Source organism: Vibrio sp. S457-15 (assembly GCF_000960545.1).
Classification (GTDB): domain Bacteria; phylum Pseudomonadota; class Gammaproteobacteria; order Enterobacterales; family Vibrionaceae; genus Vibrio; species Vibrio parahaemolyticus.
In genome coordinates this window covers 189,521-210,455 of the sequence record NZ_JYOQ01000177.1, presented here as the reverse complement: position 1 = coordinate 210,455, position 20,935 = coordinate 189,521, and the positions used below count along the sequence as shown (strand labels likewise).

Genomic DNA, 20,935 nt, shown 5'->3' with positions numbered 1-20,935 from the left:
TACGTCAAGATTCAAAAACAAGCCATAAGTAAGGACTCAGGTTCAAGAAAATTCTCAAAGTTACAAGCATGTTCTGGATTAAGGGATATAATTTCTATACGAATTAAATTATAATCGCCGACTTGTAAGCAATTGGCTAGCCGAAAACAACTTATTCCATTCCTATGACAGACAGTATGAGCGACACGCTTCAAGAACGAGAAGCAACTGAATTAGCTAAGAATAATTCTATCAGCATAACATCAACATTGGACGAGTTATCAGCAAGCGAAACCGATGCTTGTATTTATATCTACTGTCCAAAAGAAGACGAAACAAAGATTGCTCAGGTACTTAAGAGACATCCTGAGATTAACGCTCAAGTTAATAACTATGCCCTTAGGGATTTCAAGAGTAAAACGCTTTGCCACTTCAAAAGCTCACACCTAAACTCTGAGCAGCAAGCGTTTCTTGTAGCTGCGACAGAGCTAGGTGCTTGGGTTGAGCCTTTAGTGAGCTACTTTGATCGTTCACTTGGCTACACTGAAACTGAGCTCTTGCATAGCGGCTACTTCTTACACCAAAAAGCTTTTTCTATCCTCTCTAATCGTAAGAACAGCTGGCAAAAGCGCTTTATTGATCTATTGTTTGTTTTTATGCTCTCGTGGGTTGCTATCCCAGTAGGGCTTATTACGGCACTGCTTATTAAGCTTGAGTCACCAGGCCCGGTATTCTTTAAGCAGCGTCGTACTGGCCAATATAATGAAGAGTTTGAAGTGATTAAGTTTCGCTCGATGCGAAACGATGCGGAAAAGAATGGTGCCCAATGGGCAACTAAAAATGACGCGCGCGTAACGAAAGTTGGCTGTTTTATTCGTAAGACTCGCATAGATGAGCTCCCTCAGTTAATCAATGTACTAAAGGGAGAGATGTCGATGGTTGGCCCACGCCCAGAACGCGAGGTGTTCATCTCTGAATTGGAAAAAGCTATTCCTTACTACCGCTTTCGTCACGCAGTGAAACCTGGGGTAACTGGCCTAGCCCAAGTAAAATACCCTTATGGTGCATCAGTAGAAGATGCCATCTGGAAGCATAAATACGATATTTACTACATCAAACATCAAAACTGGATGATGGAAGTGAAGATTCTTTTCCTTACGGTTAAAACAGTGTTGTTTGGGATGGGTCGCTAGAAAACGGCGAATTTAATCGAACGGATCACAGGTATAAAAAAGAGCAGCGCCTTACGGCAGCTGCTCTTTTTGTATGCGTATTTTGTGTTACTAGGTTCTACCGAAGATTCGCGAGACTAAGACTTGCGCTTAGTTCGGTGTTTCATCGTACCTTTAACGGCATAGACAGAAAATGTAAATAGACTTCTTGGAAAACTCAAACCTACTACGTCTCTATAGAACTTCCATTGGTATGACAAAACGCTAAATTTGTTAGCTGTCATACCACTATCCATCCGATACTTTGCTAATGGCTTAGGTAGACAGTATGCTTTGGGAGTATCTTTCAGTATATCTAACCACAATCCCATATCCTGACGTTTACGAATAAGTGGCATATAGCGCTTGCCTAGTGCCTGTGTATCATAAACGGCGGTCAGGCACCCGATAACGTTACTGTACATGAGTTTTTTGTACGTTGTATATTCTGGCGCAGTTACAACACTTAGCTCTTCTTCACTATTAAAACGGCTGTAGTGAGTGTATGTGAGTGGGTAGTTGTTCTCCAGCATGAATGGAATTTGCTCTGCTAGTTTGTCTTCTGTCCAAAGGTCATCCGAATCCAAAAAGGCAATAAAGCGGCCTTTTGCCTTTTCTATCGCGAAATTACGACTTGCACCAGCCCCTTGGTTTTTTTTATTCTGGTGAACATGGATATTGTCGTATTTATCAGCATATGTTTGAATGACTTGCCAAGTATTATCGGTAGATCTGTCATCTACGATTATAAGTTCCCAATTTTTATACGTTTGGGATAGTACACTTTGAATGCTTTCTACAACCGTTTGCTCAGAGTTGTAAGTTGGCATGATAATAGAAACTACATCTTCGTTATTCTGCATCTATTCAAACCGTTTTACTAGTTAGCTAAAATTTTTCGTTAGTCTCTCTAACAACCTTATCTTCTAGCTTTTATTTTTGTTCCTAATCTCTGATAGAGTCTAAAAACATAAGTTGCTATATTTGGTATATGTCGGGTTCTGTATAAGATTGCTTGAACTCGATGCGCATTGGGGTAAAGATTCCAGGAACATACGATAAGATCTTTTACATATTCATACTCTTTATTTATCACAAGAGTAAAAGCTGTGTTATATAAGTTAACTGAAAGTGCATATTTGAGATCACTCTCATCTTGCCAATCACATAGACAGCCTCGAATTGCATTCTCCTGTCTGGCCATATTATCTAGAGTATTCGAAACAGATATTTTACTTCGCTCAGAAGACCAAGAACCAACTGCATTAATACGATAGCAAACTGTTTGATCAGGTAAAAATAGAGCCCCTTCAGGCTTAGAACCAATAATTTGCATATAAAAGTCCCCTACCGGCGCAGCTTCTTGAAACCAGGTGGGCATGGATTCGATAACCTCTCGCTTCATTAATAAAGATGGCGTCGGCATACCCGCGCCTCCCATCCTAATTACGCTAGAGGTGTCAACAATACATTCTGTATTACTAAATTTGGATATGTCTTTGTAGCTACCATCTCCATACAGCCCATAACCTGCCGTATAGCAAAGTTGAAACTTTGGCTCTTCAATCATTCTGCATAACTGCTTTTGCAGTTTTAATTCATCGACCCAAAAATCATCGCCTTCGCATAAAGCTATGTATTCACCTTTTGAATGAGAGACGCCTATCGTCGAGATTTGCTTTCGCTGTGAGTACTGATTTTCTGTTTGTAAGATTAACCGAATTATTGAAGGATACTTTTTCCGATAAGCCTTTAAAATTTCGGGTGTACCGTCTGTAGAAGCATCATCGTGGACTACTATTTCAAACTTGTAGTCCAATTGTTGGGCCAGAAAACTATCCAAGGCATCAGCAATGTAATTTTCCTGATTAAAGCAAGGACAAACAACACTGACATATACTTTATCGGTGTGCTTCCAATAGCGAGTGATTTTCTCTTCAGATGCTGGTGCACTTAGTTTCTTAAACAAGATAAACCTCTAATCATATCAACAGAGAAGCACGGGATGCCCAATCGACTCGAAACATCTTTACGCTCACGGAAAGAGTCATCAATAAAAATCGCTTTTTCATCTGAGATAAAGTTAGATTTCAACGCATCATTATCCTTAATGTGAATAACCTCATCGAATAACTCTGTTAATCGATATTTTTCTAGTGACTCTTTGAGGTTTCCAGCGTGGCGAGTGATAAGTTTTACTTTTTTTCCTGCATTAATCGCTTCGAAAATAACTTTCACTAACTCCGCATTTATAAATCGTTCCTCTAGAAGAAGACAGTCATCATAGTCAGTGTAAATCACATCGAAATCTAAGTTAGTTTCAAACTGAAAATTAAGATTCCTATATACTTTTACATTGAGGTTATTGTTAGATACGGAGATCGGAATGTCGTTTGAAACAAGTAACGATAATTCAGTGAAGTTGATTCCATTGAATCGACTAGTAATCATTGACCCCGCAATTCGGGTCGCAACCTCTAAAAGGCAAAGCTCGCCATCTTTTGCTTCTTTTACCTGAAAAAACCAGCCACCACGAAGATCTAGTGTAGAGCTGATTTTAATAGCCAATTCTCTAAAGCGCTCTTGATCTTGTACAAGTTCTGTTTCTACAGCAATGCCGTTTCTAGTTTGATTGCGCTTACGAGCACTTGCAAAGATAAGCTCCCCTAGATGATTAGAAACACAATCGACTGTAAACTCTTCGCCTGGCAGGTACTCACATAACAGTTCATCATCATTGAGTTCTAAAGCGTTCTCTTCTCTAACAAGTCTTGTCCCAACACTCCCTTGACCGACATCCGGTTTAACAAAAAGTGGAAACTCTAATTCATCAGTCTGCTGAAACAACTTTGGCGTTTTAACAACATTTGTAAGTCTCTCGTATGTCAACTTTTTAGAACGACACACCATATTCGTCTCATAAGGAGAGCTTACAATTTTCGCAGATAGTGTTGGAGCAGACTCTGATAGTTTGAGTGCTGCAGAGTCGTGTGCTGGAATAATATGCGTGATGCCCCATTCTTTAATGAGGCTAGCAATAGATTCAATAAACCCTTCATCATCAATAAAAGGAATGTTATTTGAAACACGCTCACTCGGAATTTCTGTATAGGCTTTGATGCCATTTGCACCAAAAACAACGGTATTTTTCACATCTTTGAGAGAACGTACAATTTCGTGCGCAATTTCAGTACCACAAGGTACAACTAAAACATTCATCATAATCAAAGTCTATCGTATTTAATCTTGGAAATGAGTAGAAAAGAATTCAATTCTTTTGTTCGCAAGTTTATCTTTATTGGAAGAAAATTCACTTGATGCGTATAATGAACTTTGATAACTAACGATATGTTCATAATTATCAATGACATGTTGAATAGCACCAGATAAGGACTCTTGCATATACTCATTATAATTAAAGTACACTCCTTCAAATGCATTATCTAGCAATCCTGCATTTTTATTATAATAATATCTTAGATCAAAAACTGGTTTTACTACATTAATTACGGGTATCTGATTAGTAACGGATAAAACTAACGCATGATATCTATTACAAAGTACTAACTCAGAGTTTTTAATTAACTCAATCGCTTCATCAATTTTCAAATACCCAGTTTCAAAATCATAGATAAAGAAGTTATCTTCCTTTATTTCTTCTTTTAAATAGCTTGTTGTTTTTTCATCGACATCAAAAGTGAGAAAAACAACATTTATTCCTTTGTTTTTAAAGAATGTAATCAATGTGCGAATTGATTCAATATTTTCTTTAAATTTATTGATGTTTCCGTACTGCTCAAAAATTACATACTTACCATATTTAGATGATTTAGATTGTTCTCTTGGGTTAATTCCATCATTGATTATGTATAGGTCATCAGGTAGATAGGTAATGTCTTTAACCCCGATATCAGATAGATAAGTAGGAGATAACTTACGGTCTCGGCTAGTGATGATCGCATCTTTAGCCTCGGAAAAAATCATTTCATAGAAGTGTTTACTGCTGTCAAATGGCCCAAATCCATTTGCGGTAAAGACAATTTTTTTATTCATCTTCGCAGCGATCAAAATAGGAACAATGATTCTAAAGAGATCGTCATTTCGTATCCACTCAAACCATAAATCATTAAAGTAGCCGCCTCCAGAAACAAGTAATACATCTGAACTTTCAATCTCTTTTTCGATCGCAGAGATATTGGTACAACGATTCAAAAGTTCTAGTGGTGTTGGATAGTAAGATTTTTCTTTACCCAATAGAACTCTTCTTAATTTTTTTAGTTGCTCAATCGGATCGAGGTTATCTTTTTTCTTCTCTGACAGTTCAACGTCGACAAAATCAATACTAAACTCTTTCAGATAATCATTCTTTAGTTGCTCAACAAACGAACTATTGTAAGAAAAAACCACAAATTCATTTTTTGGTGAAATATCGTAAAGGTTGTTAATAAACATCCCATAATCACCAAGATTTCTATCTGCTAGTGGGCCTGTGATTGCAATTTTCATTTTTTATTTTCACTTTTACAAATTTCAACAATTTTATTAATGTCAGCTATCGACAGCTCATGATGTAATGGTAGGCAAATTACTTTTTTTGAAATGCCTCGAGATATCTCATCACTCACAATTTCAATTTCAGGATTGTTCTTATAAGCAGCATAATCAGTAATTATTGGATAAAAGTAACGTCTAGCTAATACATTACTATCTTTAAGCTTTGAAAATAGAGAATCTCTAGATTCTCCATACTCTTGTTCATCAATAAAAACTGGAAAGTATGAGTAGTTGTATTTAACATCTGGCAACTCTTTAGGAAAACTGATGCCTTTAACACCTCGTAGCTGACTACGATATTCGTTTGCAACGAACTTTCGTTGGGCAATGGCATCATCTATGATGTTCAGGGTTGCTAAACCAAAAGCTGCTTGCACTTCGTTCATTTTTGCATTGTGCGCAATTAGAGATACTTCAATATCAGAGTCAAAACCAAAGCTCTTAAGCTTGTCTAACTTCTCTTTCATCTCTTTTGTATGGCAAATGACAGCTCCCCCTTCTATTGTTGAGTAAGCCTTAGTAGCATGGAAGCTCAAGATAGAAAGGTCACCATAATTTAGGACAGAGCAACCTTTCTCTTCAACACCAAACGCATGAGCAGCATCATATATGATCTTTAGATCATGCTTATCAGCAACCTGCTGTAAGTGAGAGTGATCACATGGGGTGCCGTAAACATGCACTGGCAGAATGCCAACAGTTTTATCTGTGATTGCTGCTTCAACTTTGGCTGGGTCAAGGTTTAATGTATCTGGGTCAACATCTACAAATACAGGTTTAAGTTTGTTCAGTAATAGCGCATGACTGGTAGCAACAAAACTATAAGGCGTTGTGATGACCTCACCCTCTAACTCTAGAGCCTGTAATGCGATCACTAACGCTAATGTACCATTTGAAAAAAGGCTGATATATTCAACCCCTAGATACTCACAAAGTGCTTGCTCTAACTGTTGATGATAAGTCCCATTATTTGTAAGCCACTTCCGTTCCCAGATGTCTTCTAAGCTTGCAGTAAAGTCTTCTAAAGGTGGTAAAAGTGGAGAGGTGACGGTAATTGGTTTCATTTAATTTTTCCTAAAAATGTTGTTCACCACATACAAGTAAAGGTCTTTTTGTATAACTCTAATACTGATAATGTATAGAAATAGTGCTGAACTTAAAACAATGAAAATTTGAAAAATATCACTATCTAAAAAGTTGAACCATACAGATGATATTAAAGCACTAAATATAGATACACTCCAAATTGGAAAGAGAAATCTAAGCTGCTTTGAGGAACTCAAAGATGTTAGCTTCCCTGTATAATATGTATTAATACATAAAGAAACGTATGACTGAACGACCATTCCAATGGTAATAGCCTTAATCCCTAACGGTATTGTTACAAACAAAATAATCGTTATTAAAGTTTTCTTTATAATTTCCAATTTCAAAAAAAGATCTGAACGTCCTTTCACTTGAAGTAAGTTAAGGTTAATTGCATGAATGGGGTATAGCATATATCCAAAACACAATATTGAGATTAGTTCAGATGTAGGGCCCCAAGCAGAACCGAGTAATATATTGACTAAAGGAGTGGATATTAACCCTATACCTAAGATGATAGGAAATATAAAAAGGGAAGATAGTCTTAGCGTTAACACATAAGCACTCTCTAACTTCTCATTATCATCTTGTATTTTACTTAATAAAGGATAATTAACTCTTTGAATAATAGTTGTAAGAGTTAGTGATGGAATATGAGATAAATTCTTTGCTTGAGAGAAGTAACCAAGTTGGCTTGCAGTAAAGAACTTACCAATCACTAACTGATAGATATTGTTATAAATAGTATCTATTAGACTTGAAAGTAAAAGCTTTGACCCAAAGCCAAATAACTCAGTGAAAGATTCTTTTGAGAAGCCAGTTTTAGGTACCCATGGCGAAAGTATATTAAGTGTAATGGCACTGACAGCATAAAAAGAAAGCATTTGAGCGACTAGAGCCCAAACCCCATAGCCTAAATAAGCCATAATTATAGCAATTGCAGCACTAAATACTACGGCCAGAAAAGATGCCTTCGCTTGAGTCTTAAAGTCCACCTCTATGGTCAACTTTGCTCTTTGTACGACAGCAAGAGCATTGATAACCACACCAATGCCCAATACTCTAAGTAATAAAGTGAGCGTAGGTTGCTCATAAAAAGATGCTATATAAGGAGCACTACCAAAGAGCAGTATATAACAGGAAATTGAAACCAAGATATTGAAGTAGAAAGTAGTCGAAAAATCGACCTCTTTTCTATCTTGTTTGCGTATCAGCGCACTGCTAAAACCACTATCAACCATTGTTTGAGAAATGGCGATAAATATTGTTAACATAGCTATGAGACCAAATGCTGAAGGCCCTAACATTCGGCCTAATATCAACATCACTATCAATTGTATAGCTTGTGTTAAAATCCTTTCTACAGCGCTCCACTTTAAGCCGGCTTTGGCTTTACTTTGAGTATCACTCACAAACGGTTAACCAGCTAAAGTTTTCAAGTACTGACCATAACTATTCTTGGCCATTAACTCTGCTCGTTGCAGAAGTTCATCTCTTGTTAACCAACCATTTGAAAAAGCAATCTCTTCCAAACAAGCAACTTTGAAGCCCTGTCTCTTTTCAATCGTTTCAACAAACTGAGCAGCTTCAAGTAAACTTTCATGAGTGCCAGTATCTAGCCATGCGAAACCACGCCCTAACATTTCTACGTTCAATTGACCTTTCTTTAGGTAAGCTTCATTCAAAGAGGTAATTTCGAGTTCACCCCTGTCAGAAGGTTTAACTTCTCTCGCAAGCTTGACAACGTCATTGTCATAGAAGTAAAGCCCTGTAACCGCATAATTAGATTTAGGCTTTTCAGGCTTTTCTTCAATTGAAACCGCCTTTTGGTTGTCATCAAATTCTACAACACCAAACCTTTCTGGATCTTTCACTTGATAGCCAAACACCGTAGCTCCCTGAGAGCGACTAGCAGCAAGTTTCAACTTCGGGCTAAACGCCTGTCCGTAGAAAATATTATCACCTAAAACAAGGCACACACTACTATCACCAATAAACTCTTCACCTATAATAAAGGCTTGTGCTAATCCTTCAGGCCTCGGTTGAACTTCATAATTTAGTGATATCCCAAACTGGCTACCATCTCCCAGTAGACGTACGAAGCTGTCTTTATCTTCAGGTGTCGTTATGATTAGAACATCCTTAATACCAGCAAGCATTAATACCGATAAAGGATAATAAATCATAGGCTTATCATAAACCGGAAGCAATTGCTTAGATACACCCATCGTAATAGGAAACAATCGAGTGCCAGAGCCTCCCGCAAGAATAATGCCTTTCATTAATTTGTCCCCTTTTTGATAACACCTAAACGCTCACCGGCATATGAACCATCTAAAACACGTGACCACCAAACTTTGTTTTCCAAGTACCACTCCACCGTTTTTCTGATACCTGAATCAAAAGTTTCTTCCGGTTTCCACCCAAGTTCACGCTCAATCTTTGTCGCATCTATCGCGTAACGAACATCATGACCCGGACGATCAGAGACGTAAGTTATAAGATCTACATATTCTTTAACACCACTTGGTTTATTTGGTACGAGCTCTTCTAAAATAGTACAAATGGTTTTGACAACCTCAATGTTAGCTTTCTCATTGTGACCACCTATATTGTAAGTTTCGCCCACCAAGCCTTCTCTTACCACTTTATACAGTGCACGGGCATGGTCTTCTACATATAGCCAATCTCTAATTTGCATCCCATCGCCATATACGGGCAAAGACTTACCCTCTAAGGCATTGAGGAGCATCAATGGAATAAGCTTTTCTGGAAAATGATAAGGGCCGTAGTTATTAGAGCAATTGGTAATGATTGTGGGTAAACCATAGGTACGTAGCCATGCTCGAACTAGATGATCACTTGATGCCTTTGAAGCGGAATAAGGACTCGATGGAGAATAAGGCGTTGTTTCAGTGAATAAATCATCAGTTCCCTCTAGATCACCATACACTTCATCTGTTGAGATATGATGAAAACGGAATTGTTCTTTAAATTCCTGCTCCAAGCCATTCCAGTAATTACGTGCAGCTTCAAGTAATGCGTAAGTTCCTACGATATTAGTTTCAATGAAAGCAGACGGGCCATCGATAGATCTATCTACATGAGACTCCGCAGCTAAGTGCATTACCGCATCAGGTTTATGCTTTGAAAATACTGTCTCTAATGACTCTCTATCGCAGATATCAACTTTCTCAAAAACATAACGCTCGCTATCCATAACATCAGACAAAGACTCAAGGTTTCCTGCGTATGTCAGCTTGTCTACATTAACAACGGAGTCTTCCGTGTTGTTGATTATGTGGCGAATAACAGCTGAACCAATAAATCCAGCGCCACCCGTTACCAAAATTTTCATAATTTACCCTTAATTGAAACTTACAGATGTTAACGTCTATTTTTTATTTCTATAGTATTTAAAAAACACATCTATATTTTCTTTACAAAATGAAAAAAAACTGACTGATTTTCTATACTCAGGATATTTTTTCATAGCAAACAATAAAAATATAAAAAATCCAATAACATTAAAACATCTATACATAAACGATAACTTACTTGAACGCATTCTTTTATTTCCCCAATCTCTACCAGAACTTTCTATTGGGTGTAAGTTGATAGTTTTTGGGAAATATTTTAAGTTTAAACCTTTGTTAAAACAATCCAATAAAAATATATTTTCTTCCGATGCTGGAAGTTGAGTCCCCAAACCAAAGCGTTCATCAAATTTCACTTCTTTTTTTATGATAGATTCTCGCTTGGCAGCAACTTCAATTGATGACACTTTAAATATTGTCTTGTTTGTATGTACAAACGCGTTACTATTATATTTTTTGAAGTCTAACCCATCCGGAGTTTTTACTTTAAATGTTGCTATATCAATATTCCCATCAAAGCTACTTTTTATTATATCGAAAGCTTCATTTACATAGCTAACATCATCATCACAAAATACCACCACATCTGAGAATGACTTACTCAGAGCTAAGTTTCTACTTTTAGATAGCCCACTATCATTTGAACTGTAATATAAAAAGTCAACTCGACTCTCTAACCACTCCTTGATAGATTCCGTTAAAACATAGCTATCTTTTATCTGATGAACAACAATATATGTCACCGCTTCATCTTCAGGAAAATCCCCAAACATCAAGCGTTCAATCCCATCATTTAAGGTGCTTATTAGAACATTAATTGTTAACATTATTACTCTGGAATTCTGCTAATTTATATATGGAAAAGATCATTAGTAACACCCATAAAAAATGAGTACTTAGATATTCTGAACGGTATGTGGAAGTTACTAGGAAGTGGAATGTCATTATAGCACCTATAAGGTAAGTGTTATTCTTAAAACCATACTTCAAGCCTGGGTAAATCAGTTTAAAGTAAAAAAGCAAGATCAAACCAACGCCAACAACACCTCCCTCCCAAAACATATCCAATGTATAGTTATTCGTAATTCTGAATAAATAATCCTCACTTCGCATACCAAAGCTATCTAAAACAGACATGGTACCAAGTCCATGACCAAAAATTAGTTGAGCTAGGTTAGACTCTGCTAATAAAGTAGTAAATGAAACCATAAATTGGCTACGAGAAGAGCCGCCAGTTGCTTCGTGCTGTAGCTTGTAATAGATAAAATCTAAAAGCAACGTACCTAAATACGTCAGCACCAACAATAAACAAAAAACCAGCAATAGCACAAAAAAGTGACTGATTCTTGTTTTTCCAGTTAATACTGTCTTCAAGGCAATCAAAGAAAATACAAAAGCACAAATTAAAGCAAAGTTAACATAGGCTCCGCCAGAAAAAGAAAGTACGACGATAACAACAGTCATTCCCAACATTGCTAGTCTTATAACTTTCTTTGCCACTAATACTGTAATAAGCAGCATACACTCCATCAAAACCGGGGAAAGGAAATTCGGCTCTTCCGCTATCGAGGTCACTCGAGAAGGAAAAATTGAGCGTAAAGCTGCAGGCACACCATGCATCCAGTCTCTAGTTTCTACGAAAAATGGGATACCAATAAAATTGCAAATAACTTGCCAATACCCAAGCAAAATAAAATTAAATACAGTGAGCAAGCCAAGCTTAAGGATAAGTTTCACACGTTTTTCATCAGCTACTGCCAACCAAATTGTAAATAGCACCAAATTAAGTGTTAGTGCTATTAGTGTAAACATCCTGCCTATAACTACTGACTTTAAGTAATCAGCAACAAGGTAATCTCGATTTATCAAAATACTAAATAATGATACAAGAAAGACAGACAAAAATATAAGAATCACACCAAAGGAATATTTATCAAACGTGAGTTTCTTGGAAATAGTGATGTAGTAGAAAAATGTAATTAATGCTGATAGGAATAAGAGGACTAAAACTATCTTATTCCATTTTGTTACTGAAAGGGGGGCCAATATAGCAAAGAGGTACATATGTACCCCTAAGAGTTTATTTGGATCAAGGCTCAAATTAAACATTTTTTCTTGATAGTGCAATACGGAACAACGCAATAACCATTGCCAAAATACCACCGATCAAAGTACCAAGAACGCAGATGATAGCTCGACTTGGGCTGTCTTTTTCTTCTGGTACTACAGGAGGGTCGATAATATCGAAAATGTAGTCTTCTTGCGCTTCCGCAAGCATTAATTTTTTAGTTTGCTCTTCAACTAATTGATAGAAGACATTTTGCATTTCAGAGAGATTAGTAAGACTCAACTGCTTCTCTAAGTATTGAATATTATTCTTAGCCTGGTTGATATCCTTATTCTTCATCCATTTATTTAGGTCTGAAATCAACCAATCAAGCCATTGTTTTGCTAAAACTGGCGACTGGTTCGTCAAAGCAACAATAGTTGAACCATTCGTTTTATTTGAATCGATAACGAGTAATTCATTTAGAACTTTCGTGGCCTCTAAGATGGTTGGCTTTGGTGTTTTTCCGTTACTAACAACTCTTGTCCAAGTGCTTGTACTTTCGTCATAAATCTCTGGATCAATATATACTTTTCCAGTAGCTGCATCCCAATGCTCGATTGCCATCAATGGAATCAAAATATCTCTACGTTCAATGAAGGCCCCCAAGAATGCTCGTGAACGTAAAGACTCTAAGGCAATTGCTTGTTTAGAGCTCTTTTGACTACCAAATCCAGCTAATGCAGCTAGCCCCCCCAACTGCCCCATAGCTGAACTAGGCGTATTGTCTGCTACTGGAAACAATACTGCTTCGGATTTATAGAGGTTAGGCTTAGACATAGCAAAAAGCACTGATGCGACTGCAAATACAAATGTAATGGCAACTATCATTATTTTTTGTTGCCAAAGTGAGCGTATGAGCTCACCAATATCTAGTTCAAGTTGATTATTTTCCATTAATATTAAAGGAGGTATTTCTCCCCCTTTCTCTTGTTAAGTGGCTTAAGTCATTACTTCAGTGCGTTGATAGCAACACCCGTTTGGTAGAGGATCTGCGTTGCTGCAGTCCACGTGCTTAATGCATCACGGTAGTCGGTATCAATTGGTACAACGATAGTATCGCCAGCTTTTAACCCTTCTTTATTATTTCCGAACCAATAACCTGATGAAGGCTTGTAAACAGAACCATCCGCACGCACTACAAAAATGCGGTCTTCGTCGGCTTGCTTTTTAGCACCACCCGCTTTGTTCAGATAATCATCGACGTCAAGTTTGTTATCTAACAAGTAGGTAATTGGAACTTGAACTTCACCCATGATTGATACTGTGTTTCGGAAAGTCGGAACAAAGAGGAAGTCACCGTCCTCGAGCATAAAGTCTGCTGAACGCTCGCCTTTTAAAATACGGTTTAACTGTACCACCATACGGCCAAGTGCTTTGCTGCGACTTGCTTCTTCAACAAACTTCAGTGTTTTATCTGGGTCTGAGATCACTGAGCCCATATTACTGTCTGCACGGAATGTTTTCTTCGCAGTCTCTGCTCGCATATCTGCGGCGTATTGGTTTAAAAGCTTCTGCTCTTGTAAACGCAATGCTTCACGCGTAAATATTGCTCCTTGAGGGTGAGCAAATTCGGTTAGGCCGCCCGCTCGGTCCAATAACTCACTTAAGGTTTCACCTTGGCGCACGGTATAGGTTCCAGGGAAGCGAACTTCACCTTGTAAAGTGACTGTGCTTTGTAGCTTCACATTTGGCTTTTCGAGGATGTTCAAACGATCTCGGCCTACGATAATTGCATCGTCTGAAGCACTGCCTTGTATTACTTTACGTAAATCAATGCGTTCAACATCAATATACGCACGCTCATCCGCACTATTAATCGCTGTTCGTGCTAGTTCTGCATTAATCGTGAATGCGTTGTAAGTCAAACCACCGGCTGCTTCAATTAGCGTTGATACCGTCATTCTTGGAGTAATCGGGTAACGACCAGGGTGCTTCACTTCACCAAATACTTCAGCAATTTGAGGGGCTAGCCCTAAACGAGACTGCTGCTGGAGTTGTAATAACACTGGTGCAAGCAAAGTGCGACGAGTGTTTTGCTTCAGCCTCTCAAAGTCTTCTTCTGTAATCTCTTTGCCACGAAACATGATGATCTTAGCTGGTTTCGCCAGCTTAGATGTGTTCTGGTTAACGACCATGCCGTCTGCTGAATGCGAAACCGCAACAGAAGAACTCATGAGTTTTTGTTCTTTCTGTTGGTCAAGCTCTGCTTGTTGCTGCGCTTGCTCTAACGTCTTCGCTTTTGAAACAGACTCTTGTGTTGCTAAAGTATCCAAGTCTTCGTTATTGAAACGGTTGAAAACTAATATACGATCACGTGATTGTAGCTGGATGTTGTCTTGACTACTTGGCGATAAAATTGCATTTGCTAAGCTAAACTGGAACACTTCAATATCACGCTGTGGATTCACTTCTCTCACCACAACGGCATAGTTAACATCAGCAGTAGAATTAAAAGCAGAGTCAACAGATTTGAAAAGATCGGCAACACGAAGGCCATTGCGCCATTCCACATAGCCAGGATGACGAACATCTCCCCCTATCTGCACGTAACGAGTAAGCTCTTCGCTTTTTTTCAAGATCTTGATGACGTCGCCATTTTTAACTTTACTCTGTCGAGCTTGCGTTTTATTAAAATCAAGCGTCAAAGCCTCCCGAGTACCATGCGTAGCGTAGCGTTTTATCTCCAATTGCTCGGCATAAGCATTAGCAGTAAAACCACCAGCCATCTGAATAAGTTGCTGATAGGTTTCACCTGACTTGACTTCATAAATTGCCGGACGGTTGATCTCACCTTCTACAGAAACTGTATCTTTAACCGAGCCTATGAAAACGACATCATCCGGTAGTAAGCGCACATCATTACTTGCATCACCTTTAAGTAACAGGTCATACATATCCAACTTACGAATGATTTTACCATCACGCTTTAGCTGAATATCTCGCAGCGCTCCACTTTCACCAAAGCCGCCACTGTAATAGATAGCTTGTGAAATTGTCGTCAATGCGCTAACCGTGTAGGCTCCTGGTTTATATGCATCACCCATGACAAACACTTGCATGGTACGCAATTCACCCAATGAGATATCACTGCGCACACCAATCATTTGTTCTTTTACTCGTTGAGTCAGAGAGTCACGTACATCGGAAAAGTGCATGCCAGCAACATTTACTGGCCCAAGTGAGGGGAAGTTGATTGTGCCCGCGCGATTTACGCGTAGACGATGCGTTTCATTATCTTTACCAAATAACTGCACAATAATTTCATCGCCTGCACCCACGGTGTAATTTGCTGGCACAGGAACATCACTGATCGGAGCAAAAGTACTTGGAGAACCAGAAAAAAGATCTAAACCAAAGCGTTTAAGCTCTTTCTGTTCGCCTTTTTTGAGCCATTCTTCTTCTACGTTGGAAGAGATAGTTCCACTAGATTCAGATCTAGGCTTGATGACTTGCGGATTTTCGTAAGGAGACTTGTTTGAGGACGAACTAGAGGGAATTGAGAAACCATATTTACTCGCCAATGCCTGCTGTTGGTCAGCGGGTAAGTTTTGAAACATTTTTATTTGTTCTGGAGTGGGTGTTTGTGCCATTGAATAAGACGCAAACGTACTTGCCAATATAAAAGCGGCAATAGAGAAATATCCTTTAAACATGGTATGTCACTATAATAATTGAATAAAAGACCCTAGCCCCAAGTTTGAGCTCTAGGTATTTAAATTAGAAACGGTGCTGAAAACCCAGTGTAATTGAGTTAAGGCGAACTTGGTCTTCAGAGACGTTATCAACGAACTCAAATATCACCGCGCTTTGGTTGTTTAAAGCGTAGTGCATACCCAACCCAAAACTAAATCCTTGTTCTTTGTGAGACCCTACATTTTGTAGATCAAGCTGAACGCTTGAATACCCAGCTAAACCATAAAGTGCAACTCGCTCTGAAACTGGCATATTAAACTTAACAAAGCCGCTCAAAACGCTATCAACGGCAAGACCATTGTCACGTTGAACTGATGTCCCATAGCGCCCTTCTAAGCCAATATAGTCATTAAAAAAATAACCAGCTTGCGCACTAAGAAGGAAAGGGCTTCCCTCTTTCACGGACTCAGAAGACGAGCTTTTCAATTCTGCATTTGAGTAGCTCACTAACGCACCAGCATAAAAATCGGCTGACGCTGAAGAAGAACTCAGGCTCAAACCCAGTGCACTAAGTATTCCCAAACAATGCTGCTTTTTTATCACGTAAAAGTTCCTAGTACTGGTAACAATATGGGCTGCCAAAGCAAAGTTAAGCGTGCTATGCAGGCCATTAAATACTGAAGAATTGGCACGCTACCGCCCCGAGGCGTTGAGCGTGAGCCACTGTATCGCTTTCTATATGGCGTAAGTAAAAACGACCTATTGACTCCAAACCTCTAGTTCTGAATGAAATAGGCCGACAAATTATGCACTCTTGATAGTTTATCAGCAAGCAAGGGAGCAAGATAACCGCACAATGTCACGCTGGTGTTAGAAATGAGATCGTAAGTCATGGCAAAATAAGAAACTATTTACATGCTAAGGCTTTTTTATCTAAAATATAATTTGGAGCATTTTTTATGCTACCAAACATCGATGTTTTTATACCGGATACACAAGGATTAATAATGAAGAATACAGCTCTAGCTATTCTTATGGCTCTAAGCGCATCAACTGCATTTGCAGCAGAAGAAGCAGGTTCAGCAGGTGCAGCTTCTGCTTCTGCAACAGGCACAACAGCTGTAGCAGTAGGTGCAGCAGCAGCAGTGACTGTAGTAGCAGTTGCAGCATCAGATAGCGATTCAACTACGACGTCTACTTCAGCATCAGCTCCTACTACTAACTAATTTTGTTTTGTAGTTTGTAGATAGAAGACAATCGCCCTGATTCACTCAGGGCGATTTTATTTGATAAGAGGGATCAATGAATATCTTCCGAACGTCTAAATCGCTACGCACAGTTCTCACTCTTCCGCTATTCGCCTTACTCTTTGGTTGCACACAAAAGTTCAATGATGTATCAGCCACAGTCCAAGAAGCATATGGTAACTACATCGATGTAGAGATGACCCCAGAAGAAATAAATGCCGTTCCTTATGCCAGTGCCTATTTAAAACTTGGGAATCAAAAACAGGTCTTTGTTGTTTTAGCTTTTGCAGAACGAAACCCTCTCAATAGAAAAATACAACTGAAATGGGTAAGTGCTGACAAAGCTATGATCGTTACAGAGAATGGGCATATCGTCAAAACGATTGGACTACAGAATGGAGACTTGGCGGGCGTTTACGGTGACGTTCCAGATTTTTCTTTAGACTCAACATCTGTCAACTACGCACTCTCATACGATTGGGCAACACAATACCGTTATGGTTTTCCTGCAAATATAACGCGTTCTTACTCAGGCCAAGAAACGTTAACAACACCTATTTCTAGCACTATGACCAACGTATATAAAGAAGTTGTTGAGTTTAGCAGCCTTTCTCAATCGGTCGAAAACTACTACTGGGTCAATGAACAGGGCCAGGTCGTTAAAACCTTACAACACCTAGGGCCAAATATGATTCCGGTTGAGTTAACCATTTTGAAGGGATATAGCAAATCATGAGCAAGCAACTACTCACATTATTCGGTTTGGTCATACCGCTTTTGAGCATTCCTAGCTTCGCTCAAACAGAAATCTCTGCTATGCAACCATTAAATGTTGAATTGCTAGAAGCAGGCAAACAGCTGCAATTTCAAGGGCCGACTCGTTTAGAAAGTGTGTTAGCACTTGCTAAGGAGCAAAGCGTCTCGCAGCAATATCCTCTTGGTACGACTTTGTTTGATAAATCGGAACGCGCCGAGAAAACCTCTACCGCTTTAAAGAACTCGGTGCTCAATCAAATGATTCAACATAATTTGGTTGCACACCCATTCTACAAATTCATTCAGAAGCAAAGCTTTGCACCACGAGTACTGTCTGCAATCGATGTTGATAAAGTTCGACTAAATAAATTCGACAATCCGCTTTTGCACGGCAATTACGTTCTAGTAAGCCCTCTACGCGAAGAAAAAGTATTTTACTTAGGAAACCTAAATAGCGTTTATTCCGTGAAGGAGCAGGCAGGCATCCCTTTGCAGAGACAAATAGAGAATTTGAAAAGTAATATTGGTACGTTATCAACGCCGCCAGTATTGATCTACCCAGATGGTCATGTAGTTAAGCCGCATCACGGAGCTTGGTTAACAACACAATATTACTTACCACCTCTGACATTGGTATATGTCCCATTTGATGATCTCGAATACTCCGAAATGGACCAAGATATTGTCCGCTTACTCACTCAACTGATACCAAATTCCACAAAGAGACCACAATGATGCCAATTAGAAAAAGCTTAACCCTTTCTTTAATGGGTCCAGCATTGGTTTGGGCTCAAGAAATACCCTTTGAGGCTCCCTCGTTACAGCCTTCTCAATCTGACTTTGGTGGTGTTGGCTTAATGCAGATGCCAACCGGACGTATGGCTCCTGAAGGGGAGTTCAACTTTTCTGTTACTGGGAGTAACGAATACCTTTTTTACAATGTAACCTTGCAGGTACTGCCTTGGCTAGAAACAACTATTCGGTATACTCGAGTTCAAGACTTGCCATACTCCACCTCACTTCCTGATGTAGACAATGAGTACACAGACAAAGGAATAGATTTTAAATTTAAAGTATGGGAAGAATCCCAATATGCTCCTGAAATTGCCATTGGGGTAAGAGACTTCGCTGGTACTGGCCTGTTTGATGCAGAATATATTGCAGCGACCAAACGATACTCAACTCCTCAGCTTGGAACATTCGACTTTACTCTCGGTATGGGCTGGGGCTACTTAGGAACCAGAGACAATATAACCAATCCATTTTGTAAAGCTTCAGAGAGATTTTGTGATCGGTCTGAAGAGTTTCTTGACTCTGGAGGAACAACTAATTTTGACAGAGCTTTCAAAGGGCCCGCGGCTTTATTTGGTGGCGTAGAATTCCAGACTTTGCATACTCCTTTACGATTTAAAGTTGAGTACGACAGCAATGATTATTCTACAGACTATGCAGTTGTGGGCGCAGACGTTGATATGACCCCCCATACACCATGGAACTTTGGTGTGCTCTATCGTCTAGGAATGGCTGATTTTCGTTTAAGTTATGAACGCGGAGACACTTTGGTCGCTGGCTTAACGCTAAACACTAATTTCAATGACATGCCATCTTTTTGGCGAGACACACCTACGCCAGAAGTAGAAAGCAATCAGCCAGAAGAACTGTCTGATGTTGACTGGGAACGTGTAACAGAAGATTTAGACAAAATTGCAGGTTACCAAAACACGCGCATTTATGTTGATGACAACACCGTAACTGTCGTTGGTGAGCAAAAGAAATATCGTGACCGTACAGAGGCACATGAAAAAGCGGCGGCTGTACTTCATAATGAAATGCCTGACGATATTGATACCTATGCGATCAATGAACGTAGCCGAGGCTTAGTCGGCGAACAAACGATTATTTCCAAGGAGAAATATCGCGACTTTGCCCAAGTTAATTACATCACCCCCAAAATAGAAGATGCAACCGCAAAAGCTAGCAATAAGCCAAGTGGAGAATCTGTCCATGATGGTTTTGAACGTTTTGATTGGGGCTTTGCACCTAAGCTTGTTCAAACTCTCGGAAATGCTGAAGATTTCTATCTCTTTAGTGTAGGGCTGAGCGGTAATGCATCATACTGGCTAACGGACAACCTTGAAATTGGCGGTTCGTTATACTGGGATTGGTATAACAACTACGATAAGTTTATCTATGTCACTCCACCTGATGGCACTACCGTTCCTCGTGTTCGCACCATGTTCCGCGCTTACCAAAATGAACATGCGGTAACCATGTCAAACCTACAATTGACTTGGTTCCAAGAGTATTCTAATACCATGGTTCAGCAATTCTACGCGGGTTATCTGGAGAGCATGTTTGCTGGAGTCGGTACCGAGTTTCTTTACCGACCACAAGGAGCTAACTGGGCGATTGGCGCTGACGTCAACGTAATTTCTCAACGTGATCCACAAAGTTACTTCGGTGTTTACGATGAGAAATGGCAAAACGTGCCAGAATATGGACGTCCGTTCCAAGTTATTGATAAAGGCTTCACTGGTTTTGTATCTGGTTACTACTACCCTCAATGGGAATTCCTGCAAGACTTGATGATCCAAGTCGATGTCGGGCAGTTCTTAGCTGGCGATGTTGGGACACAAATCAATGTTTCTAAGCAGTTCAAGAGTGGCGTAATTGCTGGCGCCTTTGCCTCATTTACAGACTTGTCTGCGGATGAATTTGGTGAAGGTAGCTTTACTAAAGGTTTCTACTTGTCGATTCCATTTGACATCATGACCGTTAAGCCAAGTAACAATCGTGCGAACTTTAGTTGGCAGCCTCTTACTCGTGACGGAGGACAGAAGCTCGGACGTAAATACAGCTTAATTGAGTTGACCGACGAGCGAAATCCTTGGTACCAAAGGCCTAACCGTTCGGATGCGGAATAATAAAGTACTCAAGGGAGCTGCGGCTCCCTTTTTCATATATAGATACTGAGTCATAGAA

Annotated in this window: 18 protein-coding genes; 5 read left to right on the top strand and 13 right to left on the bottom strand. The window is 39.3% G+C overall.

Going from position 1 to position 20,935, the window contains the following annotated elements; genetic code table 11:
* The first annotated feature begins 164 nt into the window (after positions 1-164).
* On the top strand, positions 165-1,172 hold the full coding sequence (locus tag UF05_RS26695) for a sugar transferase (protein WP_025500303.1): 1,008 nt from the start codon (positions 165-167) through the stop codon (positions 1,170-1,172).
* A gap of 116 nt (positions 1,173-1,288) precedes the next feature.
* On the opposite strand, the gene UF05_RS20590 is transcribed toward UF05_RS26695, so the two are convergent.
* The 13 genes from UF05_RS20590 to UF05_RS20530 all read right to left on the bottom strand — a co-directional run bounded on the left by UF05_RS20590 (position 1,289) and on the right by UF05_RS20530 (position 16,553).
* On the bottom strand, positions 1,289-2,053 hold the full coding sequence (locus UF05_RS20590; protein ID WP_045544816.1) for a glycosyltransferase family 2 protein: 765 nt from the start codon (positions 2,051-2,053) through the stop codon (positions 1,289-1,291).
* 56 nt (positions 2,054-2,109) lie between these two features.
* A complete protein-coding gene (locus UF05_RS20585; protein WP_048852681.1) occupies positions 2,110-3,159 on the bottom strand; it encodes a glycosyltransferase family 2 protein in 1,050 nt (349 codons plus the stop codon).
* Positions 3,144-4,412 carry an ATP-grasp domain-containing protein gene (locus UF05_RS20580; protein ID WP_045544815.1) on the bottom strand — a complete coding sequence of 423 codons (1,269 nt, stop codon included), beginning with the start codon at positions 4,410-4,412 and terminating at the stop codon, positions 3,144-3,146. Before UF05_RS20580 ends, UF05_RS20585 begins: the two co-directional genes overlap by 16 nt.
* Positions 4,413-4,430: 18 nt before the next feature.
* The gene (locus UF05_RS20575) at positions 4,431-5,696 is read right to left on the bottom strand and encodes a polysaccharide pyruvyl transferase family protein (protein WP_045544814.1); all 1,266 of its coding nucleotides are present in this window, start codon (positions 5,694-5,696) and stop codon (positions 4,431-4,433) included.
* On the bottom strand, positions 5,693-6,808 hold the full coding sequence (locus tag UF05_RS20570) for a DegT/DnrJ/EryC1/StrS family aminotransferase (RefSeq protein ID WP_045544813.1): 1,116 nt from the start codon (positions 6,806-6,808) through the stop codon (positions 5,693-5,695). Before UF05_RS20570 ends, UF05_RS20575 begins: the two co-directional genes overlap by 4 nt.
* Complete coding sequence (locus tag UF05_RS20565) at positions 6,809-8,242, bottom strand: lipopolysaccharide biosynthesis protein (protein ID WP_045544812.1); 1,434 nt, start codon at positions 8,240-8,242, stop codon at positions 6,809-6,811.
* A gap of 6 nt (positions 8,243-8,248) precedes the next feature.
* A complete protein-coding gene (rfbA, locus tag UF05_RS20560; RefSeq protein WP_045544811.1) occupies positions 8,249-9,112 on the bottom strand; it encodes a glucose-1-phosphate thymidylyltransferase RfbA in 864 nt (287 codons plus the stop codon).
* Complete coding sequence (rfbB, locus tag UF05_RS20555; RefSeq protein ID WP_045544810.1) at positions 9,112-10,188, bottom strand: dTDP-glucose 4,6-dehydratase; 1,077 nt, start codon at positions 10,186-10,188, stop codon at positions 9,112-9,114. The genes rfbA and rfbB overlap by 1 nt, the downstream gene beginning before the upstream one ends.
* Positions 10,189-10,224: 36 nt before the next feature.
* Entirely contained in the window at positions 10,225-11,034 is an 810-nt protein-coding gene (locus UF05_RS20550) for a glycosyltransferase (protein WP_048852680.1), read from the bottom strand.
* Positions 11,021-12,271 (bottom strand): hypothetical protein, encoded by a 1,251-nt coding sequence (locus UF05_RS20545; protein WP_228089476.1) that lies wholly within the window; start codon positions 12,269-12,271, stop codon positions 11,021-11,023. Before UF05_RS20545 ends, UF05_RS20550 begins: the two co-directional genes overlap by 14 nt.
* Before the next feature lie 37 nt (positions 12,272-12,308).
* Entirely contained in the window at positions 12,309-13,211 is a 903-nt protein-coding gene (locus UF05_RS20540; RefSeq protein WP_045544808.1) for a Wzz/FepE/Etk N-terminal domain-containing protein, read from the bottom strand.
* 53 nt (positions 13,212-13,264) lie between these two features.
* Positions 13,265-15,970, bottom strand: coding sequence for an SLBB domain-containing protein (locus tag UF05_RS20535; protein ID WP_045544807.1), 2,706 nt, complete (start codon positions 15,968-15,970; stop codon positions 13,265-13,267).
* A 64-nt stretch (positions 15,971-16,034) separates the two neighbouring features.
* A complete protein-coding gene (locus tag UF05_RS20530) occupies positions 16,035-16,553 on the bottom strand; it encodes an outer membrane beta-barrel protein (RefSeq protein WP_045544806.1) in 519 nt (172 codons plus the stop codon).
* A 404-nt stretch (positions 16,554-16,957) separates the two neighbouring features.
* Between UF05_RS20530 and UF05_RS20525 the strand changes: the two genes are divergently transcribed.
* The 4 genes from UF05_RS20525 to UF05_RS20510 all read left to right on the top strand — a co-directional run bounded on the left by UF05_RS20525 (position 16,958) and on the right by UF05_RS20510 (position 20,877).
* Positions 16,958-17,176: a hypothetical protein gene (locus UF05_RS20525; protein WP_025520696.1), complete on the top strand. Its 219-nt coding sequence runs from the start codon at positions 16,958-16,960 to the stop codon at positions 17,174-17,176.
* 76 nt (positions 17,177-17,252) lie between these two features.
* On the top strand, positions 17,253-17,933 hold the full coding sequence (locus UF05_RS20520) for a YjbF family lipoprotein (RefSeq protein ID WP_045544805.1): 681 nt from the start codon (positions 17,253-17,255) through the stop codon (positions 17,931-17,933).
* Positions 17,930-18,688, top strand: a complete 759-nt coding sequence (locus UF05_RS20515) for a capsule biosynthesis GfcC family protein (protein ID WP_045544804.1) — start codon at positions 17,930-17,932, stop codon at positions 18,686-18,688. Before UF05_RS20520 ends, UF05_RS20515 begins: the two co-directional genes overlap by 4 nt.
* A complete protein-coding gene (locus tag UF05_RS20510; RefSeq protein WP_045544803.1) occupies positions 18,685-20,877 on the top strand; it encodes a YjbH domain-containing protein in 2,193 nt (730 codons plus the stop codon). Before UF05_RS20515 ends, UF05_RS20510 begins: the two co-directional genes overlap by 4 nt.
* The last annotated feature ends 58 nt before the right edge of the window (positions 20,878-20,935 follow it).

Coding starts and splice junctions, on each gene's coding strand:
- UF05_RS26695 (WP_025500303.1), top strand. CDS start 165: ATGACAGACAGTATGAGCGACACGCTTCAAGAACGAGAAGCAACTGAA.
- UF05_RS20590 (WP_045544816.1), bottom strand. CDS start 2,053: ATGCAGAATAACGAAGATGTAGTTTCTATTATCATGCCAACTTACAAC.
- UF05_RS20580 (WP_045544815.1), bottom strand. CDS start 4,412: ATGATGAATGTTTTAGTTGTACCTTGTGGTACTGAAATTGCGCACGAA.
- UF05_RS20575 (WP_045544814.1), bottom strand. CDS start 5,696: ATGAAAATTGCAATCACAGGCCCACTAGCAGATAGAAATCTTGGTGAT.
- UF05_RS20570 (WP_045544813.1), bottom strand. CDS start 6,808: ATGAAACCAATTACCGTCACCTCTCCACTTTTACCACCTTTAGAAGAC.
- rfbA (WP_045544811.1), bottom strand. CDS start 9,112: ATGAAAGGCATTATTCTTGCGGGAGGCTCTGGCACTCGATTGTTTCCT.
- rfbB (WP_045544810.1), bottom strand. CDS start 10,188: ATGAAAATTTTGGTAACGGGTGGCGCTGGATTTATTGGTTCAGCTGTT.
- UF05_RS20550 (WP_048852680.1), bottom strand. CDS start 11,034: ATGTTAACAATTAATGTTCTAATAAGCACCTTAAATGATGGGATTGAA.
- UF05_RS20545 (WP_228089476.1), bottom strand. CDS start 12,271: ATGTACCTCTTTGCTATATTGGCCCCCCTTTCAGTAACAAAATGGAAT.
- UF05_RS20540 (WP_045544808.1), bottom strand. CDS start 13,211: ATGGAAAATAATCAACTTGAACTAGATATTGGTGAGCTCATACGCTCA.
- UF05_RS20535 (WP_045544807.1), bottom strand. CDS start 15,970: ATGTTTAAAGGATATTTCTCTATTGCCGCTTTTATATTGGCAAGTACG.
- UF05_RS20525 (WP_025520696.1), top strand. CDS start 16,958: ATGAAGAATACAGCTCTAGCTATTCTTATGGCTCTAAGCGCATCAACT.
- UF05_RS20520 (WP_045544805.1), top strand. CDS start 17,253: ATGAATATCTTCCGAACGTCTAAATCGCTACGCACAGTTCTCACTCTT.
- UF05_RS20515 (WP_045544804.1), top strand. CDS start 17,930: ATGAGCAAGCAACTACTCACATTATTCGGTTTGGTCATACCGCTTTTG.
- UF05_RS20510 (WP_045544803.1), top strand. CDS start 18,685: ATGATGCCAATTAGAAAAAGCTTAACCCTTTCTTTAATGGGTCCAGCA.